The organism is Desulforadius tongensis, from assembly GCF_016907915.1.
GTDB classification, from domain to species: Bacteria; Bacillota; Desulfotomaculia; order Desulfotomaculales; family Desulfohalotomaculaceae; genus Desulforadius; species Desulforadius tongensis.
Genome location: NZ_JAFBCW010000028.1, coordinates 1 through 20,511, shown reverse-complemented (window position 1 = coordinate 20,511; position 20,511 = coordinate 1). Strand labels below are relative to the sequence as shown.

The following is a 20,511-nucleotide window of genomic DNA, read 5'->3' as shown; positions in this document are numbered from 1 at the left end:
CGCCTCTTATCAATATGGGGATATTCTCTGTTTTTTGATTAAATTCCTCTTTTCCTCATTCTGGCCATGAAAAAGCCGTCCATTCCGTGCACATGGGGAAGCAACTGTATATACCCCTGCCGGACCCCCGGTTCACCGGACAGAGCAGCGGGCAGCAGCGGGGTTAAATCTTCTAATCTAAATTCACTGTGTTTGGCCAGAAAAGATCTTATTTGATTTATATTTTCTTCCTTGGTAATGGTACAGGTACTGTACAGCAGTACACCGCCGGGTCTTACACACCGGCATACGCTTTCCAGCATTTCCCGCTGCAGTTTTACTATGGCTGAAATCTGGTAGGCTTCCTTGCGCCACCTGACATCGGCGCGGCGGCGCAGCACACCCAGGCCGGAGCAGGGGGCATCCAGTAAAACGTAATCCGCCCAGTTTTCAAATTCAGCAGCTATTTCCCTGGCGTCCTTCGCCTTTCCTTTAACGTTGGTAATGCCCAACCGGCGGCAGTTGTCATTTATTAAGTTTATTTTATGCTCATGCAGGTCAAAGGCCATTATCACCCCGGTGTTTTCCATCAGCTGGGCCAGATGGGTAGTTTTACCCCCGGGGGCAGCGGCAGCATCAATCACCCTGGACCCGTGGGCAGGGTTTAACGCGTGCCCCACCAGCATGGAACTTTCATCCTGCACTTGAAATAACCCTTCCTGAAAGGATTTTAATGACCGGAAGGATAAAAAGTCTTTAATATTCAGCCCTTCCACGGCATACCTGGTTTTCTCTGTTTTAACTCCTTCTTGATGCAGCTTTTCTATCAGTTCATCCCGGCTGAGGCGCAGTGTGTTGGTACGTATAGTGTTAGGTGGGGTAAGATTGTTGGCTTTACACAATGCAATCGTTTCTTTAATCCCGTATTCCTTCAACCACCTTTCCACCAACCAACTGGGGTGAGAATATTTCAGCGACACGTGGCCTACCGGATCACTGTTGATGTCAGGGTACTCAATTTGATCCAGGTTGCGGGTAATGTTCCGCAGCACACCGTTTACAAACTTCACCACTCCACCATGGGCATATTTTTTGGCCAGTTCCACAGCCTCGTTACAGGCAGCGGCAGGAGGTATCTTTTCTAAAAACAGCAGCTGGTAGGTTCCCAGTCTCAATATGTTGCGCACCCAAACCGTTTGCGATGCCAGCGGTTGTTTTAAAAACCGGGATATCACCCAGTCCAGGGTGTTTAATGTTCGTAATGTACCATAGGTTAATTCTGTAGTAAAAGCCCGGTCGAGTTTCCCGGGCTGGTACTTTTCCAGTATTTTGTTTAAAGCCAGGTTAGCATAAGCCCCTTCCTCTTCCACCGCTTTTAATACTTTTAGGGCCAGTTCCCTGGCTGTAACCTTTGTCATTACTTTTCCACCTCTGCAAAATATCTTATCGCCTCTTCCACCCGGGGAACGGATATCTGGGTGTTAAAACAGGGCCCAAAGGGACGTTCGTTTAATACTCCCAGTACCGGCAGGGGACTGGCGTCCTGGATGCCGCTGGCCAGGTCCCGTTCACAGGCAATGGCCACCACTGCTTTGGGGCGGTATTCCTTTACATACTTGCGGGCCAGTGTCCCCCCGGTGGCCAGCCCCACCTTTACTCCCCAGCGATCTCTAATTTCCAGCAGTTTATCCACCGGGCACCCGCCGCACCTTTTACAATTACTTATGTCAGTGGTTATTTTATGCGGGCAGCTGCTTTTTTGCAGACAGTGGGGTGCCAGTACCAGCAGCTGGGAAGGTTTTATTTTTAACTCCTTGGTCCGCACCAGCTGGTTATTGACTTCAATAAAGGATCTTTTTATTTTATCGGTATCTATCTTAAATATTCTTCCCAGCCCAATGGCCACCGGAAACAGCAGGCTGATAGCCACTCTCATCAGCGGCTGCAGCGGGGTAATGGTTTTAGCCAGCCAAATGGTCAGCACAATACCGCCTATGCCAAAGGCCACCGCCACCATCATTATTATTATGGCCCCAATCAGCATAACTAATAATACCTGCTGCAGTACGGTGGTGGGATGGGAAATTAAATACCACAGTATTCCCGCCAGCGCCAGCACGGCCAGTAAGCTGGCAGCCAACAGGCCGATAAATAATCTCTTTTTGGCCTGGGGCTGTACCATAGAACTGCTAATCATTAATATCATTACCTCCCTCAGCCCCCAATACGGTACCCGGGGGCACCTTTCTGCCCCGTAAAAAGTCACAGATACCCAGCCGTTTGCTGCCCTGCAGCTGCAGTTCGGTGATTGACAGGCAGCCGGCCCCGGTTTGGACCACCAGTTGATCATTTGTAGAAGAAATTACCGTACCGGGCTTTTCCTTACTGCTGCCGGCCACAATTTCCGCCCGCCATATTTTCAGCACCCTACCTTCCAATTTGGTATAAGTGCCCGGCCACGGGTTCATGCCCCGGATTTGATTTTTAATTTCCCGGGCAGAACGGTTCCAGTTTATCAGCTCGTGCTCCCGCTTGAGTATCGGCGCATAGGTGGCCTGACTGTGATCCTGCGGAACACGGGGAGCGCTGCCGCTGGCAATAAGGGTTAGAGTTTCACCCAACACTTCCGCTCCCAACGCAGCCAGCCTGTCATGCACCTCTCCCACGGTATCGTCATCATCAATGGGGATTGATTTGGATAATATCATGTCACCGGTATCCATACCCTCATTCATGTACATGGTGGTGACCCCGGTTTCTTTTTCCCCGTTGATCACTGCCCAGTGAATGGGAGCCGCTCCCCGGTACTTGGGAAGCAGCGAAGCATGAACATTTACACAACCCAGGGGAGGCAAATCCAGTATTTCCTTTGGCAGTATTTTACCATAGGCCACCACCACTATCAGTTCCGGGTTTAATTCTTTTAAGGTTTGTAAAAACTGTGCCGTTTTAATCTTTTCCGGTTGGTAAACCGGCAGGTTGTAACTTTCAGCCACAACTTTCACCGGCGGCGGCTGCAGCTTTTTCCCCCTGCCCTTTGGGCGGTCCGGTTGAGTAATCACTGCCAGCAAATGGTGTTTTTGTTCCATAATTTTTTCTAAACAGGGCACGGCAAAGTCCGGCGTTCCCATGTACACAATACGCATTAAAGATTATCCTTCCTTCCGCACATTTTGAGCTTTATCGATAAATAATATTCCGTCTAAATGATCAATCTCGTGCTGAAAGGCCCGGGCAAGAAAGCCCCTGGCATTGATCCGCACTTTTTTACCGTCACGGTTTAAACCTTTCACCACCACCGAGGCAGCCCTGGCCACTTCACCCACCACTCCCGGAATGGATAAGCAGCCTTCCAGGTCAGTTTCCACTCCTTCGCTTTCAGTTATTACCGGGTTAATTAATTCAAACAGTCCTTCTCCCACGTCTACAACTATCACGCGCTTGGAAACGCCAATTTGCGGCGCGGCCAAACCCACGCCTTTATTGGCGTACATGGTATCGCGCATATTATCAAGCAGTTTTTTAATGTTCGGGGTAATTTTAGGCACTTCCTTGGCTTTTTCCCGCAGTACCGGATCCCCGTTCTTAACAATTTCATAAACGGCCATTTTTTCCGCCACCCTTCAAATCTTTGTTCTACCCTAAAAGTTATCCTGCTGAGCCCGGCAGCATCTGCACAGCGCTGGCTGGGTTTGTGCTGCTTTAAATCAAAAACTGCGGATCTATGTCAACGCTTACGCTCACTTCACTTCTTCCTCCGCTCTTCCGCCCCCACAGCTGCACCGCCTCTGCCGTTACTTGACGCACACTGCCGGCCATGCGCCCCTTTATCAGCACCTGCCAGCGGTAGCGTTTCTGTATCTTTGACAGCGTTGAAGGCGCGGGACCCATTACTATCACTTTCTTCTCCTCTTGTTCAACTGCCCCGGCCAGCTGATCCAGCAGATGCCTGATTTCCCGGGCCGCCTTCTCCACCCGCTGGTGGTTTTCACCACTAACCAGCACCCGGGAAAGGTAATAAAAGGGCGGGTATTTCAGCGCCCGGCGCAGCTGCATTTCCTGGTTATAAAAGCTGAGGAAATCATGGTTTCTGGCATATATTATACTATAATGTTCCGGGCTGTGGGTTTGAATTACCGTTTCACCGGGATACCGGCCGCGCCCCGCTCTCCCGGCCACCTGGGTTAACAGCTGAAAAGTACGTTCCGCCGCCCTGAATTCCGGCATGTACAGCATGGTATCCGCATTAACCACACCCACCAGGGTGACATTGGGCATATCCAAACCCTTGGCAATCATCTGGGTTCCCACCAGTATATCCCCCCGGCCTTCCTTAAAGGCAGCAATAATTTCTTGGTGTGCTCCCTTGCGGCCGGTGGTGTCACCATCCATGCGCAGCACCCTGGCCTGGGGAAAACAGCGTCTTATTTCCTGTTCCACCTTTTGGGTGCCGGCGCCAAAGTAACCAATGGCATCATCACTGCACCGGGGACAGATCTCCGGCGCGCGCTGGTTGTAATTGCAGTAGTGGCAGCGCATGAAACCATCATAATGGTAAGTTAATGAGATGTCACAGTGGGGGCATTTCAGCACCAGTCCGCATTTACGGCATACAATAAAGGTGGCAAAGCCCCGCCGGTTTATAAACAGCACCACCTGCTGCCGCTGTTCAAGCCGCTCCGTTATTTTTTCCAGCAGCAGCCGGCTGAAAATACCGCGGTTTCCGGCATCCATTTCCCGGCGCATATCCACCACTTCCACCCTGGGCAGGGGTAAATTTTTTACCCGCTTGGTCATGGTCAACAGCCGGTAAGGGCCTCCGGGTTCCGCCCGGCAGTAACTTTCCAGCGCCGGGGTGGCACTGGCCAGCAGTACCACCGCCCCTGTTATCCGGGCCCGCTGAACAGCCACTTCCCGGGCATGGTACTTGGGGTTTTCCTCCTGTTTATACATTGGTTCATGCTCTTCATCTATAATAACAATACCTAATTTAGGCACCGGTGCAAATACCGCCGAGCGGGCACCCAGCACTACCAGGGCTTCTCCCCTTTGAATGCGCCGGTGTTCACCATATCTTTCCCCCGCGGAAAGCCTGCTGTGCAGCACCGCCACTTTACTGCCAAACCGCCGGCAAAAAACAGACACCATTTGGGGCGTCAAAGATATTTCCGGCACCAGCACAATGGCCTGCTTGCCCCTTTTCAACACCTCTGCAATGGCTGCCAAATACACTTCCGTTTTACCGCTGCCGGTGACACCGTGCAGTAAGAAAGCACCGTACCCCCCCCTGCTTATGGCCCTTTTTAAATGTCCAACCACTTCCTGCTGCTCCAGCGTCAGCGGGGGAGGTTTTTCCGCCCTGGTTTCTTCATTATTGACGGCAGTATCACCGGCCGCCCACTTTAATAATTTTTTCTTTAACAGTGTTCCCACGGTGGATGCCGAAACACCCGCAGCCCGGGCCAATTGGGTTCTGTTTAACCCCGGCCTGGCCAGGGCAGTTTCCAGCACCCCGCGCTGTTTGGGCGTAACACTTAACGCTGCCAACTGCTGTTTTTCCACCGCTGCATACAATCCCCGGGGCACCCGCTTTTTCTCTCTTCCCGGTCCCAGTACGCAGTGTAAACTTTCTGCAAAGGTACAAAAATATCTAGTGGATAACCACCGGGCCAATTCCAATAATTCAGGGGTTAAACCTTCTCCCAGTACTTTCTGCACCGGTTTTACTTTTACCCCCTCCGGCGGCAGCGAGTAATCCACTACATACCCGGGAACCGTACGGGACCCAAAAGGCACCAGCACCCTGCTGCCCACCGGCAGCGGCTGTAAATGCTGTGGAACAATGTAATGAAAGGGCCTGTCCAGCTGCCGGCTGGGTATCTCAACGAATACCTCCGCATACTTGTTATTTCCCAAACCGTTCACTCCGGTATGCTGTCACTTCATCCAATATGCTTTGAGCCACTGCATACTTACTCATCCGGGGCAGTTTTTTCATATCACCGTTCCGGTAAATAATGGTGACAATATTAGTGTCAACATCAAACCCCGCTCCCTCTTCACTGACGTTGTTGGCCACTATCATGTCTAAATTTTTTTGTTCCAACTTTTTCCGGGCATATTCCTGAATATTACCGGTTTCGGCAGCAAAACCCACCAGTATTTGATGTTTTTTCAACTGCCCCAGTTCAGCCAGTATATCGGGGTTTTTTACCAACTGCAAAGCCACGGCATCGTCATTCTTTTTTATTTTTTCGCCGGCCGCATGCTTGGGACGATAATCCGCCACTGCAGCAGCCTTCAGCACTATATCCGCCGCAGAAAAATTATCCAGCATGGCCCGGCGCATCTGCTCGGCGGTTTCCACTTTAATTAACTCCACTCCCGCCGGCGGCGGCAGGTTAACCGGCCCGCTCACCAGCACCACATTGCCCCCCCGTTCGGCAGCAGCCCGGGCTAAATTGTAACCCATTTTACCGGAACTGCGGTTGGTAAGGTAACGCACCGGATCCAGCGGTTCCCTGGTTGGACCTGCCGATACCAGTATATTTACACCGGCCAAGTCAGGGGCAAAAAAACGTTTAATGGCCTGCAGTATTTCCCGGGGCTCACTCATGCGGCCCGGTCCTTTGGCCCCGCAGGCCAGTATGCCGCTGTTGGGCCCCACAATACGGCAACCCAGCTGGCACAGTTTTTCAATGTTCTGCTGCACCACTGGGTTATTGTACATCACGGTATTCATTGCCGGGCATATCATCACGGGGATATTGGCCGCCAGTATAATTGTGGACAGCAGATCATCGGCGATACCATTGGCAGCCTTGGCAATAATATTGGCGGTGGCCGGAGCCACCACCAATAAATCTGCATTTTGAGCCAATTCTATATGCGTTACCCCATACCGGTGCGATGAATCAAACATATCTGTATACACCGTATTTCCTGACAGCGCGGAAAAAGTTAACGGCTGTATAAATTCCCGGGCCGAAGCAGTCATTACCACCCGCACGTCGGCACCGTTCTTAACCAGGCCGCTAACCAATTCTGCCGCTTTATATGCGGCGATACCCCCGGCGATACCCACTGTAATTTTTTTGCCGGTTAACACACTGTAAAACCTCCATCAATTCCGTGTATTTAAATTATTTTGGATAACTGATCTCAATTTTACCACTAGCAATTTCTTCCAGAGCAGCAGATACCACCTTCCTGCCCGTTGTTTTCTCATCTTCCAATTCCTGCATATCGGTTAGCTCCCTGGCTCTTTTAGCGGTGGCCACTACCAAACTGTAGCGGCTGTCTGCTTTTTTCAACAGTTCATCCAGCGAAATGCGGTTCATGACAAACCTCCCCACTGTAAATATTTCTGCAAATCAAAGTATTTTGGCCTGCATTTTTCAGCGGTAATAATGGCCTTCACTTCATTTACCGCTTCTTCCAGTTTGTCATTAACAACTATAAAGTCATACTTGGGAATTTCCTGCAGTTCCCCTTCCACACAGCTCAACCGTCTTTTAATAACATCATCACAGTCCGTACCACGACTTATCAAGCGGGCCTGCAGCTCGTTTATAGAAGGCGGTACAATAAACACCAAAATACAATCGGGGTATTTTTTCTTAATCTGCAGGGCCCCTTGAATGTCAATTTCCAGCAGCACATCTTCACCCTGGACCAATTTTTCCTCTACCCACCGGCGCGGTGTTCCGTAATAATTATCATATACCTTAGCCCATTCCAAAAGCTGGTCTTGTGCCACCATTTGTTCAAATTCTTCCCGGCTGATAAAGAAGTAATTTTTGCCGTGCTGTTCACCGGGTCGCGGGGCCCTTGTTGTAACCGATATGGATAAATGTATTGAACTGTTATCCTGTATTAAGGCTTGGCAAACAGTACCCTTACCCGCCCCAGAAGGCCCCGATAATACCAATAATATACCCTTTTTAACCATGCTAGTCGTTATACTCTTCCTGGGTATTAGATTCCTTGGTTATCAAGCGGTTGGCCACCGTTTCAGGCTGCACGGCTGACAAAATTACATGATCACTGTCGGTTATAATAACCGCACGGGTACGCCTGCCGTAGGTGGCATCAATAAGCATTCCGCGCTCCCGGGCCTCGGTTATTATCCGCTTTATGGGCGCAGATTCCGGGCTTACAATGGCTATAATCCTGTTTGCCGAAACAATATTACCAAAACCAATGTTTATCAATTTAATATCCATAAAATATGTCCCCTCCCTCATCTTTTCAACTGTACTTATATGCCCGAACACTCACTCAAAAGCATTTGCCATTATAAATGGATGCCGGGGGTTCATTTTTGGAAAAGTTACTATTCAATGTTTTGTACCTGTTCCCGTATCTTTTCTATTTCGCTCTTAACATTAACAACTAATTTAGAAATTTCCAGGTCATTACCCTTTGAACCAATGGTATTAATCTCCCTGTTCATTTCCTGTACTAAAAAATCCAATTTGCGGCCCACCGGTTCTTCAGACTGAAGACATTTGGCCATTTGATTTAAATGACTGTTTAAACGAACGGTTTCCTCGGTGATGTTGGCCCGCTCTGCGAAGATGGCCACTTCCGCTGCCATGCGGTTTTCATCCAGCATCCCTTCGCCTTTCCAGTGGGCCAGCCGCTGGTTTAAACGTTTCCGATAGTCTTCCACCACCTCTGGGGCACGTTTGCGAATTTCATCGTTACACCGCCTGATTTTTTCCATCCGTTTTTTCAAATCTGCTTCCAGCTGCTCACCCTCGGCAGCGCGCATTTGAACAAGTTTATCCAGGGCTTCATTCACTGCTTCTTCCACTGCCGGCCACCATTCTTCCAAATCTTCTGCCGGTTCTTCCAGAACTAATACATTGGGCAGATTTATAATGTCTCTAAGCTCAATTTGGCCGGTTATAGGCAGTAAACTCTCTAATTCTTTCATTGCCTTATAATAAGCCACTGCCAGGTTTTTGTCAACTTTTACCTGTTGGGTTTTTTGTTCTGTTTCTTCAATTGAAATATAGCCATCAACCCGCCCCCGGCTGATGCGTTTTTGAATTACACGGCGGATACGGTCTTCCAAAGGCGACATCACCCGGGGCAAACGGATCATCACTTCGCAAAAGCGATGATTAACTGACTTCAGCTCCACGGTAAATTTGCGACCACAGGCACCGGCCTCTCCCCGGCCATACCCGGTCATGCTTTTGAGCAAAGTCTTTCACCACCCAGTATATTAATAATATATTATTGATTATTTACCTTAAAGATAATTTTTCTACTTTTAAAACGAAAATCCTTTATTTTTAAAGAACAATGCAATAAACAGCATAAAATTACCCTTCCTGGCTAAGGAAGGGTTGTGTTTAAAAAATACAGCTTATTTTACCTCTGCCAAAACCTTTTCAATCCGGTTCATGGCCTCGGTAATGGTTTCCATATCAGTGGCATAGGAAAAGCGCAGGAAATCATCATTACCAAAGGCAACACCGGGAACCACAGCCACCTGAACCTCATCCAGCAGCACAGCAGCCAGGTCAGTGGCGCTGTTTATCTCCTTCCCTCGATAGCTTTTGCCAAAGTACGCACTTACGTTGGGGAACAGGTAAAAAGCACCATTGGGTTTGGGACAACTGATGCCGGCAATGGATAGCAATCTTTCCAGCATGTAGTCCCGCCTTTTTACAAACTCCTTTTTCATTTCCTCCACCGGCTGTTGGGGCCCATTAAGGGCTGCTATACTGGCAGCCTGGGCAATGGATGTGGGGTTGCTGGTGGAATGACTTTGTAAATTAGCCATGGCTTTGGCGATTTCCAGGGGAGCAGCGGCATAACCAATGCGCCAACCGGTCATGGAGTAGGCCTTGGATACCCCGTTAATCACCACGGTGCGCTCTTTTAATTCCTCACTCAGGCTGGCAATACTGATATGTTCCATGCCGTCATATATCAGTTTTTCATATATTTCGTCGGATATGACGATGATATTATCATGTTCCAATATCACTTTACCCAGCGCTTCCAGTTCTTCCCTGGTGTAAACTCCACCGGTGGGGTTGCTGGGACTGTTTAACAGCACCACCTTTGTTTTGGGAGTAATGGCTTCCCTAAGCTGCTGCGGGGTCATTTTAAAACCGTTTTCTTCGGTAGTCATCACAATAACCGGCTTGGCACCGGTGATTTTAATCTGTTCCAGGTGACTAACCCAGAACGGTGCAGGCAAAACCACCTCGTCACCATCTTCCACCAGCACTTGAAAGGCGTTATACAGCGAGTGCTTAGCACCGGCCGATACCACTATTTGCGCCGGCTCGTAATCCAGCCCGTTTTCCCGCTTGAATTTATCCACAATAGCCTGTTTTAACTGCGGTGTCCCTGCTGCCGGTGTATATTTGGTCATCCCGGCATTGATGGCTTCAATGGCAGCATCTTTTATGTGCTGCGGGGTATCAAAATCCGGCTCCCCAACCCCAAAATTGAATACCTTTACTCCCTCAGCCTTTAACTGCTTGGCCTTGGAATCGATGGCCAGCGTAGGACTGGGGCTAATCTTAGCTGCTCGTTCGGCAAGTTTCATTTTTTACTCTCTCCTTAAGTTTATGTAGTTTATTGTACTGAAGTAGCAGTAAATCTTTATAAACCAAAGAGCCTGCATTAAAATTCTAATTTACCCAGGCTTTCCTTCATCCTTCTAAAGGCCTCTTCCAGGCGCTCCTTGGGAATGGTTAAAGAAATGCGGAAGTAACCTTCCCCGCTTTCGCCGTAACCATTTCCGGGGGTAATAACCACACCGGTTTTTTCTATCACATATTCAGCAAAAGAAGCAGACGTGTAGCCTTTAGGCACCGGTGCCCACACATAGAAGGTCGCCTTTGGTGCCTGCACGTTCCAACCCAGGGCGTTTAAACCCTCCACCACCACTTTTCTGCGTTCATCATAGATGGCCACGTTTTTCTTCAAAGCATCCTGAGGACCGGTTAACCCTTTAATGGCCGCGTACTGGACAGCCTGGAACTGTCCGCTGTCCAAATTGCTCTTTAACCGGCCCAGCGCTTCCACCACTTCGGGGTGACCTGCTGCCCAGCCGATACGCCAGCCGGTCATGTTATAGGGCTTGGATACCGAACCAAATTCGATACCCACCTCTTTGGCACCTCTGGCTTCCAAAAAGCTGGGCGGACGATAACCGTCAAAGGCAATTTCTGAATAAGCGTTGTCGTGACAAACCAAAATGTTATATTCCTTGGCAAAGGCCACGGTTTCTTCAAAAAATTTCACATCAGCTGTGGCCCCGGTGGGGTTGTTGGGATAATTTATAAACATCATTTTAGCTTTTCGGGCCACTTCGCTGGGAATATCGGCATAATTAGGCTTAAAGCCGTTTTCCTCTTTTAATTTTACCGCGTAGGGTTCTGCCCCGGCTAAAATTGCCCCGCCGGCGTATACCGGGTAGCCGGGATCCGGCACCAGCACCACATCACCGGGATTTAAGTAGCACCATGAAATGTGCGCAATACCTTCTTTGGAACCAATCAGCGCTACCACTTCTGACTTAGCATCCAGTTCTACCCCAAAACGCTTCTGGTAAAAATCGGCCACCGCCTGGCGGTAGCTGAGCATGCCCACTGAAGACGGGTACTGGTGGTTAGCTGGGTTTTCCGCTTCTTTCTTCAGTTCTTCAATAATGTGGCCGGGGGTGGGAAGATCAGGGTCACCAATACCCAGGCTAATTACATCCACACCCTGCTCTTTTTTCTCGGCAATTAATTTTTCAATACGGGCAAATAAGTACGGTGGCAGGTTTTTAATTCTTTCAGCCTGTTCAAAATTTAACAAGTTCCTTGTTCCTCCTTCACTACCTTAAAAAATGGTATCTTAATAAGTTCGGCAGCTGCTCGCTGAAAAACGTTCGCTGCCGCAAATGGCTCTGCCGGGATTCTCATGCCTGTTGGTGCCATCTATGGCATGAGTGTCTACACTTGTACAAAGGGTCCACCTGCTTAAATCTGCTGGTCATACAAAGGGTGGGCCCGGGAAAAACTCCACGGGCCTTTCAAATCCAGTTTTGCCTTAGTATATCAATATATGGAACTATTATCAACGAATCTAATGTTTGGCAGGCGCATACTCCCCGCTGAACACCTCTGCAGCCGGGCCGGTCATGTATACCCGGTTGTCCCCTGCCCATTCTATAATCAACGGGCCGCCGTCCAAATGTACCGTTACCTTTCTTCCGGTAAAACCGTTCAGTGCCGCCGCTACGCCGGTGGCACAGGCTCCTGTACCGCAGGCCATGGTAATGCCCGCTCCCCGCTCCCATACTCTCATCCGCACTTCCTCTTTGCTTAACACCTGTACAAATTCCACATTGGTCTTTTGGGGAAAGGCGGGATGTTTTTCAATTTTCGGTCCTATTTCACTTAACGGAACGGATTCCACATCCGGTACAAAGATGACACAGTGGGGGTTACCCATGGAAACAGCGGTTATATTATAAGTTTTGTCTTCTACAACCAGCGGTTGGTTTATCGCCCTGCCCTCCGGCCCGGTCATGGGTATTTGAGCCCGCTCCAATCTCGGCTCACCCATATCTACCCTGACCATGGAAACAGCACCGTCTTCTACAATTACTTCCGGCACTATGATGCCGGCCAGAGTTTCCACCCGTATTTTCTGCTTTTTGACAATGTCATGATCGTAAACATATTTGGCCACGCAGCGGATGGCATTGCCGCACATCTCCGCTTCACTGCCGTCCGAATTTATTATCTGCATCCGCAAATCTCCCGTTTCTGACGGCCGCAGCAGCACCAAACCGTCAGCACCGATGCCGAAATTGCGGTGGCACACATCTCTGGCCAGCTGGGCCAAGTCCCCGGGCAAATGGGCACCTTGTAAGCAGTTAACAATTACAAAGTCGTTGCCCAATCCATGCACTTTAGTAAAACGCAAGTTAAAGTTCCTCCTTAAGTGATCGTGCATATATAAATATTACTGTACCATTAAATCCATTATATTCAATATTTTATTTAAAACCAATTGTAAAACCGTAAGTATACAATATATTATTTCTGCTTCTTTAGTATCGACTGAGCGTAGTACTCGATAATTTCCCTTCTTCTTATAATCCCGATAAAGATCCCGTTATCATCAACCACCGGTACAAAGTTTTGCTCAATGGCCAGTGAAAGCAGGTTTTCAATTTCTGCATTGATATATATGGGCTTGATATTCATCCTGCGGGGCACATCTTTCAACTTAATTTTTTCTGTACCTTTAAAATCCAGTTCCGGGGTGTTTTTTAATTTCCACAGCAGGTCACCTTCCGTTATTGTTCCCACGTATTTTCCTTCATCATCAACCAGCGGTACAGCACTATAGCTGTGATATTCCATTCTTTCCAGCGCCTGCCGGACGGTACATTCCGGTGACAGGCAGATAACTTCGTTTTTGGGCAAAAGAAAAAAGGCAATGTTCATCTACTATACCCTCCTAAGTACCTTTTAGAAAAAGTAAAACATTGGGCACAATAAGCAACAAGAGAACAATTAAATTATTCAGCACACCATACTATGATGCTACCATAAACCGCTGCAAAACTGGAGGGGTAAAAATATTGCTTATTTTTAACATCGGTTTAATCATCTTTGCCGGTTATATCTTTGGCGAAGCGGCCACCAGGGTTAAACTGCCCAGAATCACCGGTTACATTTTGGCTGGTATTTTTCTCAACCTGGATATTTTTAATACTCTTTTCAAAAATTTTGCTGATCAAACCGCTATTGTTACAGATATTTCTCTATCCTTCATCACTTTTTCCGTGGGAGGCACTTTACTGTACAGTAAAGTGAAAGAACTGGGTAAAGGTATACTGAGCATTGCTTTTTTTGAATCACTGTTTGCATTCCTGACAATTTTAATTGGTTTTATAGCTATAACACCATTTTTTATCCCCATTGAAAACGCCACCTGGCCGGCGGTATTTATTCCCCTCAGCATTTTAATGGGCTCCCTTGGTTCACCCACCGACCCCTCGGCTGCACTGGCAGTAAAACACGAATATAACGCCAGGGGACAGGTCTCTTCAACTATTATGGGTGCTGCTGCCTTTGATGATGTGTTTGGAATTATTAATTTCAGTATCGCCACCGCATTGGCTCAAATGTTTGTTCAAGCCAACAGTGTTTCTGCTGCCTCTTCATCCATACTGGAACCTGTAACGGCAATTTCCGGTGCCATCATCGTCGGCCTCGCCTACGGGCTGTTATTTAACTTAATTACGGTATTGGAAAAAAGGGAAACAGAGGGGGTATTAATAGTCGTTGTACTGGGACTGGTGTTAATGTGCTTCGGCACCGCTGCCAAATTTCACTTTGATGAACTTTTATCCACCATGGTTATGGGTGCAGCTGTTGTCAATTACAATGTCCTGCGGGATAAAATTTTTAAACTGCTGGAGCGCTATATAGAGGAATTAATTTTTGTTCTCTTCTTTGTTATCAGCAGTATGCAGCTGGACTTTGCGGTATTAAAAAACACTTCAGCTCTTGTGGCGAGCTTTGTGATTTTCAGGATTACGGGAAAATTCCTCGGCACCAGGTTTGGAGCGGCCATCGCCAGATCACCGCAAAGGGTCAAAAAATATACAGTGGGCGGTTTAATTCCTCAAGGTGGTATTGTTATCGGGTTAGCTTTAATCATCAGGCAAAACCCCGCCTTTGACAATATCTCCGACATTATATTAAACGTTATCATCGGTGCCACGGTAATCCACGAGTTAATCGGCCCCATATTCGCCAAAACGAGTCTGAAAAGGGCCGGTGAGATAAAATAGCGTAAACAAAGAGAGAACCAATTTTTTAGATGGTTCTCTCTTTAATAATCATCTTTTATTTACACCCGCAGGTAGGAAAAATGCCGCCGGGCCCGCCTGCGCACCTGCATGGTAATGGTACTTAAAAACGTGGGGGTAAAACTTATCACCAGCACCGCCACCCAGTGCAGCGGTTGTAAAGGTACAGTTTTAAAGATTGGCTGCAGAAACGGTACATACACCACCATCAACTGCAGGGCTGCGGATACCGCCACCGCCACCAGCAGGTGGGGGTTTGTAAACAAACCAATATCTAAAATGGAATGATGTTCGGAACGACACACAAACACATAGAACAGTTGGAAAAACACCAGCGTGTTAAAGGCCATGGTACGGGCCAATGCTTCGTCTCTCCAAACCAGCCCCAGGCAAAAAGCCACCAGCGTACCTAAAGCAATAACAGTTCCACTGCCTAAAATACGCCAGCCTAAGCCGTTGGCAAAAACGCTTTCCTGGGGATGCCTGGGCGGCCTGTTCATAATATCCCTGTGGGCCGGATCCACTCCCAGCGCCATGGCCGGCAGGCCGTCGGTAACCAAATTCATCCACAATATCTGAATGGGCAGCAGGGGCAGCGGCAGCCCGCCCAATACCGCCAGAAACATTACCAGCACTTCCCCCACATTGCAGGAAAGTAAATACCGGATAAACTTTCTAATATTGTCGTAAATCCCCCGTCCCTCTTCCACGGCATCAACAATGGATTTAAAATTATCATCGGCCAGCACCATGGAGGAGGCCTCTTTGGTTACATCGGTTCCGGTTTTACCCATGGCAATACCGATATCCGCTTCCTTCACCGCCGGGGCATCATTAACGCCGTCTCCGGTCATGGCCACCACGTGGCCGTTATTTTTCAACGCCCGCACTATGCGCAGTTTATGCCGGGGCGAAACCCGGGCATATACCGCCACATTTTCCGCTTCCCGCTGCAGCGTTTCATCATCCATGGCATCCAGTTGAACCCCGGTAAGCACCTTACCGTTATGACCCAACAGCCCCAGTTCTTCCCCAATGGCCCGGGCCGTCAGCCGGTGATCTCCGGTAATCATCACCGTTTTAATACCGGCCCGCCTGCATGTTAAAACCGCCTGCAGCGCCTCCGGCCGGGGCGGGTCAATCATGCCCGCCAGGCCGAGGAAAACCAGGTTGCGCTCAACGGTATCCTCATTATAATCGGTAATGTTGGAAGGCAGTTCCCGCACAGCCAGTGCCAGCACCCGAAGCGCCTCCCCGGCCATGACGGCATTCTGCCTGGCTATACTTTTCCGGGTGGCAGTGGTCATGGGCAGTATTTTCCCGCTGCTGTAAACACGGGTGCACAGTTCCAGTACCACATCAGGGGCCCCTTTAACATAGGCGGTACGGTTGTTATTTTTATCGCTGTAAATCACCGTCATTCGTTTACGGTCGGAATCAAAGGGCAGCTCGGCCACCCGCCGCTCTTCTTTTTCTATCTGCCGGCGCCATATCCCCGCCTTGGCTGCCATCACCAAAAGCGCCCCTTCGGTGGGGTCTCCGCTGATGTTCCACTCCCTTTGGGGTTTAGAAAACCGGCGCAGCAAACCGCCAACTCCAATCTCACCCTTGGTGAGCACAGAATTGTTGCAAAGGGCCGCTGCTTTTAGCAGCAGTCTAAATTCTTTTCCTTCCCTGCCCTTTACAAAGGTAAAATCTCCCCTGGGACTATATCCCTCGCCGCTTACCTCGGCCTCAGCCCCTGCCGTTACCACCCGGCGCACCGTCATTTTATTTTGCGTAAGAGTACCGGTTTTATCTGAACAGATAACGGTGGCACAGCCCAGCGTTTCCACCGCCGGCAGCCGTCTAATAATAGAGTTGCGTTTAATCATGCGCTGTACACCAATGGCCAGGGCAATGGTAACAATGGCCGGCAGCCCTTCCGGTATTGCCGCCACCGCCAAACTCACCCCGGCTAAAAACATGCGATAGGCCGGTTCACCACGCATCACGCCCAGCACCACCACCAGCGCACATATAAACAGGCAGAAGGCCACCAGCACCTTGCCCAGCTGAGCCAGCCGCCGCTGCAGAGGGGTTTGTTCTTCGCCCACTTCCTGAATCATGCCCGCTATCTGTCCCATCTCACTGGCCATGCCGGTGGAAACCACTATTCCCCTGGCCCGTCCCCTGGTAACCACCGTACCCATATAAGCCATATTACAGGTATCTCCCACACTGACATTTTCCCGTTCCATCTTTCCCGCCCTTTTGGGCACCGGGTTTGATTCACCGGTGAGCGAAGATTCTTCCACTTCCAAGTTCACCGTTTCCAGCAGGCGCATATCCGCCGGCACCTTATCCCCGGATTCCAATAACACCACATCACCGGGCACCAGTTCCGCCGCCGGCACCCTTCTCTCGGCACCGTTTCGTATTACTTTTGCCTCCGGTGCCGCCAGCTGTTTTAACGCTTCCATGGATTTTTCCGCCCGGAACTCCTGCACAAAACCCAAAACAGCGTTTACCACCACAATGATTATAATTGTTATGGCATCGGCCCACTCGTGTAAAAAACCGCTTACTACGGTGGCTGCTATTAACACCAGCACCATGAAATCTTTAAATTGGTTTAAAAACATCACCCAGGGAGGGCTTTTAGGGGCAGCTACCAACTGGTTGGGACCAAAATGCTTTAACCGCCCTTTGGCTTCCCGCTCATCCAACCCTTTTTCAGCACTGGAACCGAGCTTGTTCACCACATCCTGTCCATCCATTACATGCCATTTTCCCGCCATAAACGTCACCTCTTTAACAGCATTATCAACTGCCAAATTTAACCTGCCTATAGATATACATATTCCATGGACAGGCAAATATAACCGCAATATGCTATAATGAACCGGTAAAGGAGTGGTATTTAATATGCCTTTCGACGGACTGGTAATGGCTGCAGTGAGCCATGAATTAAAAAACAAGTTAACCGGGGCCCGGGTAGAAAAAATATACCAGCCTTTAAAGGAAGAACTGGTACTGGTGCTCAGCAAACCCCGGGAACGTTACCGGCTGTTAATATCCGCCAACGCCGGTAACGCCCGGGTGCATATTACAGCCAAAAGCAAACCCAACCCCTCCAACCCGCCGTTATTTTGTATGGTGCTGCGCAAGCATTTGGATGGGGGATATATCAGTGAAATAACCCAGCCGGGGTTGGAACGCATTCTGCACCTGAAAATAAATACCAGGGATGAACTGGGGCGCCCGGCGGTGAAAACTTTAATTATTGAAATAATGGGCAAGCACAGCAACATCATTTTAGTGGATCAAAACAACAAAATCCTTGACGGCATCAAGCGCTATTCCCACGCGGTCAGCCGCCACAGGGAGGTTTTACCCGGCCGGGAATATATTTCCCCCCCGGAGCAGGGTAAAAACAGCCCCGGTCAGTTAAACGAAGAACGCTTCTTCGCGCTGCTCACCGCAGCGGATATTGACCTGAAACTGACTGATATATTATTAAAAACCTTTGACGGTTTTTCTCCCCTCATGTGCCGGGAAGTGGTTTACCGCTGCGGATTGCCGTTGGATATGACGCTAAATCACTGCGGTGAATATGAACTGCGGCTGCTTTGGCAGCATTTCAGTGAAATTGGCAGCAGCTTAGAAGAAAAAAAATTCAACCCCACCCTGGTTTTTAACCGGGACGGCACCCCTAAGGATTTTGCTGCCTTTAACCTGACCCAATTTGAAGAACACAAAATTCAGCACGGGGAAATGAACCAGATATTGAACGATTTTTACACAGCAAAGGATTACCTGCAGCAGATTAATTCTAAAAAACAGTCTCTGCTTACAGTAGTGGAAAATAATATCAACAGACTGCAAAAGAAACTGCCCAAGTACCAAAAGAGCTTACAGCAGGCAGCCCGGGGAGAAGATTACCGCCTTTACGGGGAACTGCTCACCGCCAACATGCACAAGCTGAAAAAGGGCATGCACAAAGTGGAAGTGGAAAATTTTTACCATCCGGAATGGAAAAAAATAACCATTGAACTGAACCCCCAATTAACTCCCTCGGAAAATGTACAGGCCCTTTTTAAAAAATATGTCAAATCAAAAAACACCGTTAAAGCAGTACAGCAGCAGCTATCCCAGGCTGAAGAAGAACTGCAGTATTTAGAAGCAGTGGAGATAGCCATACGCCAGTCAAACACCATCCATGACCTGGAAGAAACAGAAAACGAGCTGGTTTCCCAGGGCTATATAAAACCGCAAACTGCAAACAGGGGTAGAAGGCAGGATAAAAAACAGCACACCAAACCCCAACCCCTGGTATTCCAATCCACCGATGGATTTACCATACTGGTGGGTAAAAACAACCGGCAAAATGATTACATTACCCAGCGCGCTGCCCAACCCCATGACTTGTGGCTGCATACCAAGGAGATACCGGGCTCTCACGTAATAATTCGTACCGAAGGGCAAAAAGTACCGGCCGGTACATTAGAACAGGCAGCGGTGCTGGCCGCCTTTCACAGCAAAGCCAGGCAGTCCAGCAGCGTACCGGTGGATTATACTTATATCAAACACGTACACAAACCAAAGGGAGCCAAGCCGGGTATGGTAATATACGAAAACCAGCAGACGGTTATTATCCACCCGGATGAGAAATTGGTGCGCAAATTAAAACAATAAAGCAGGGTAACACCACGGTGATTTTCCGTGGTGTTACCGCTCTCACAAACTGTGCCGCGGTCCATGGAAAGTAATTTTGTCGCGCCCCTTTTACCAAGGCCTTTTAAAATTTTGGTTTCATTAATTTATAAAATATAAATAAAATTGAGGTTATCTGCTTATGAGAAAAGTAGAATTAGATTCAACAGAAAAAATTATTGAATATTTAAAAACTTTTGCTTCCGAAAAATATAAACTGAACGTTGCTGAACTGGGCATCCCTATTCATCATGCTTTGGGAGTGGCGACAGCAAATGTTCGAAAAACAGCAAAAAAAATTGGCACTAATCATGAGCTTGCTGCCGAATTGTGGGACGCAGGTTACCGTGAAACCCGCCTTTTAGCAGTACTAATTGCAGACCCGAAAAAAACTACCCCTGAATTAATAGAATCTTGGCTGAAGGATGTTAAATCGTGGGATTTATGCGACCATTTGTGTAATAATTTAATACGGTATGTAGAGAAAGCTAAAGGTAAGATTACAGAATGGGCTTATGATCATAGAGAGTTTTTTAAACGGGCTGCTTTTTCAACAATTGCCTGCTTAGTTATACATGAAGATTTTTCTTCAGAAGAACTGGACCATTTCTTAAAGCTCATCAAAGAATGTTCCGATGATAATCAAAAATATGTTAAAAAGTCGATTAGTTGGGCTTTGAGAGAGATAGGAAAATATGGCTCTGCTGAACACGATAAGGCAGTTATATTGGCCAGTGAACTTATTGAAAATGGAACTAAAGCACAGCGATGGATTGGCAAAGATGCTATGAAGGAACTGGAAAACTTAGTTCAGGTTCCAGAACGAAGGAGACTCTTACCAGCCAATTCTAAAATGGGAAAAAAAGCCCTTGGATATAAATAAGGTCTATTGTGAACTACCCCTCCCTTCGCTCCGCTCAGGAAGGGGCTTCCTGGACGAAACGAATTCGTAGGTTTCCTGCTTCATCGTAACCCTGACGGGTTAG

The 20,511-nt window shown here is 48.5% G+C and carries 18 protein-coding genes; 3 read left to right on the top strand and 15 right to left on the bottom strand.

The genetic code is table 11. The annotated features are described in order from the left end of the window. Positions 1 to 38: 38 nt before the first annotated feature. The 14 genes from rsmB to JOC37_RS10535 form a co-directional block, all read right to left on the bottom strand. Positions 39 to 1,397, bottom strand: coding sequence for a 16S rRNA (cytosine(967)-C(5))-methyltransferase RsmB (gene rsmB, locus JOC37_RS10600; RefSeq protein WP_204618756.1), 1,359 nt, complete (start codon positions 1,395 to 1,397; stop codon positions 39 to 41). After that, positions 1,397 to 2,176 (bottom strand): DUF116 domain-containing protein, encoded by a 780-nt coding sequence (locus tag JOC37_RS10595; RefSeq protein ID WP_204618754.1) that lies wholly within the window; start codon positions 2,174 to 2,176, stop codon positions 1,397 to 1,399. Before JOC37_RS10595 ends, rsmB begins: the two co-directional genes overlap by 1 nt. Continuing rightward, positions 2,169 to 3,125, bottom strand: a complete 957-nt coding sequence (gene fmt, locus JOC37_RS10590; protein WP_204618752.1) for a methionyl-tRNA formyltransferase — start codon at positions 3,123 to 3,125, stop codon at positions 2,169 to 2,171. Before fmt ends, JOC37_RS10595 begins: the two co-directional genes overlap by 8 nt. A 6-nt stretch (positions 3,126 to 3,131) precedes the next feature. After that, positions 3,132 to 3,587 carry a peptide deformylase gene (gene def / locus JOC37_RS10585; RefSeq protein WP_204618750.1) on the bottom strand — a complete coding sequence of 152 codons (456 nt, stop codon included), beginning with the start codon at positions 3,585 to 3,587 and terminating at the stop codon, positions 3,132 to 3,134. A gap of 94 nt (positions 3,588 to 3,681) precedes the next feature. Further along, positions 3,682 to 5,895, bottom strand: a complete 2,214-nt coding sequence (gene priA / locus JOC37_RS10580; RefSeq protein ID WP_204618748.1) for a primosomal protein N' — start codon at positions 5,893 to 5,895, stop codon at positions 3,682 to 3,684. Further along, positions 5,885 to 7,087 carry a bifunctional phosphopantothenoylcysteine decarboxylase/phosphopantothenate--cysteine ligase CoaBC gene (gene coaBC / locus JOC37_RS10575; protein ID WP_204618746.1) on the bottom strand — a complete coding sequence of 401 codons (1,203 nt, stop codon included), beginning with the start codon at positions 7,085 to 7,087 and terminating at the stop codon, positions 5,885 to 5,887. The genes priA and coaBC overlap by 11 nt, the downstream gene beginning before the upstream one ends. 34 nt (positions 7,088 to 7,121) lie before the next feature. Then, positions 7,122 to 7,319: a DNA-directed RNA polymerase subunit omega gene (gene rpoZ, locus JOC37_RS10570; RefSeq protein WP_204618744.1), complete on the bottom strand. Its 198-nt coding sequence runs from the start codon at positions 7,317 to 7,319 to the stop codon at positions 7,122 to 7,124. Next, positions 7,316 to 7,930 (bottom strand): guanylate kinase, encoded by a 615-nt coding sequence (gmk, locus tag JOC37_RS10565; RefSeq protein WP_204618742.1) that lies wholly within the window; start codon positions 7,928 to 7,930, stop codon positions 7,316 to 7,318. Before gmk ends, rpoZ begins: the two co-directional genes overlap by 4 nt. A 1-nt stretch (position 7,931) precedes the next feature. After that, positions 7,932 to 8,204, bottom strand: a complete 273-nt coding sequence (gene remA, locus JOC37_RS10560; RefSeq protein ID WP_204618740.1) for an extracellular matrix/biofilm regulator RemA — start codon at positions 8,202 to 8,204, stop codon at positions 7,932 to 7,934. A 110-nt stretch (positions 8,205 to 8,314) separates the two neighbouring features. Beyond that, positions 8,315 to 9,193, bottom strand: coding sequence for a YicC/YloC family endoribonuclease (locus tag JOC37_RS10555; protein ID WP_204618738.1), 879 nt, complete (start codon positions 9,191 to 9,193; stop codon positions 8,315 to 8,317). Positions 9,194 to 9,358: 165 nt separating this feature from the next. Continuing rightward, positions 9,359 to 10,555: a pyridoxal phosphate-dependent aminotransferase gene (locus tag JOC37_RS10550; RefSeq protein ID WP_204618736.1), complete on the bottom strand. Its 1,197-nt coding sequence runs from the start codon at positions 10,553 to 10,555 to the stop codon at positions 9,359 to 9,361. Between the two features lie 77 nt (positions 10,556 to 10,632). Further along, positions 10,633 to 11,814 (bottom strand): LL-diaminopimelate aminotransferase, encoded by a 1,182-nt coding sequence (locus JOC37_RS10545; RefSeq protein ID WP_204618735.1) that lies wholly within the window; start codon positions 11,812 to 11,814, stop codon positions 10,633 to 10,635. A 270-nt stretch (positions 11,815 to 12,084) separates the two neighbouring features. Next, a complete protein-coding gene (gene dapF / locus JOC37_RS10540) occupies positions 12,085 to 12,930 on the bottom strand; it encodes a diaminopimelate epimerase (RefSeq protein ID WP_238480881.1) in 846 nt (281 codons plus the stop codon). Positions 12,931 to 13,043: 113 nt separating this feature from the next. Next, a complete protein-coding gene (locus JOC37_RS10535; RefSeq protein ID WP_204618731.1) occupies positions 13,044 to 13,457 on the bottom strand; it encodes a CBS domain-containing protein in 414 nt (137 codons plus the stop codon). A 137-nt stretch (positions 13,458 to 13,594) separates the two neighbouring features. Between JOC37_RS10535 and JOC37_RS10530 the strand changes: the two genes are divergently transcribed. Next, positions 13,595 to 14,812 carry a cation:proton antiporter gene (locus JOC37_RS10530; protein ID WP_204618729.1) on the top strand — a complete coding sequence of 406 codons (1,218 nt, stop codon included), beginning with the start codon at positions 13,595 to 13,597 and terminating at the stop codon, positions 14,810 to 14,812. Positions 14,813 to 14,871: 59 nt separating this feature from the next. Here JOC37_RS10530 and JOC37_RS10525 read toward each other — a convergent pair whose 3' ends face one another. After that, positions 14,872 to 17,610, bottom strand: a complete 2,739-nt coding sequence (locus tag JOC37_RS10525) for a calcium-transporting P-type ATPase, PMR1-type (RefSeq protein WP_204618787.1) — start codon at positions 17,608 to 17,610, stop codon at positions 14,872 to 14,874. A 127-nt stretch (positions 17,611 to 17,737) separates the two neighbouring features. Here JOC37_RS10525 and JOC37_RS10520 point away from each other — a divergent pair, with 127 nt between their 5' ends. After that, positions 17,738 to 19,507: an Rqc2 family fibronectin-binding protein gene (locus JOC37_RS10520; protein ID WP_204618727.1), complete on the top strand. Its 1,770-nt coding sequence runs from the start codon at positions 17,738 to 17,740 to the stop codon at positions 19,505 to 19,507. Between the two features lie 160 nt (positions 19,508 to 19,667). Next, on the top strand, positions 19,668 to 20,408 hold the full coding sequence (locus JOC37_RS10515) for a DNA alkylation repair protein (RefSeq protein WP_204618725.1): 741 nt from the start codon (positions 19,668 to 19,670) through the stop codon (positions 20,406 to 20,408). Positions 20,409 to 20,511 lie beyond the last annotated feature (103 nt).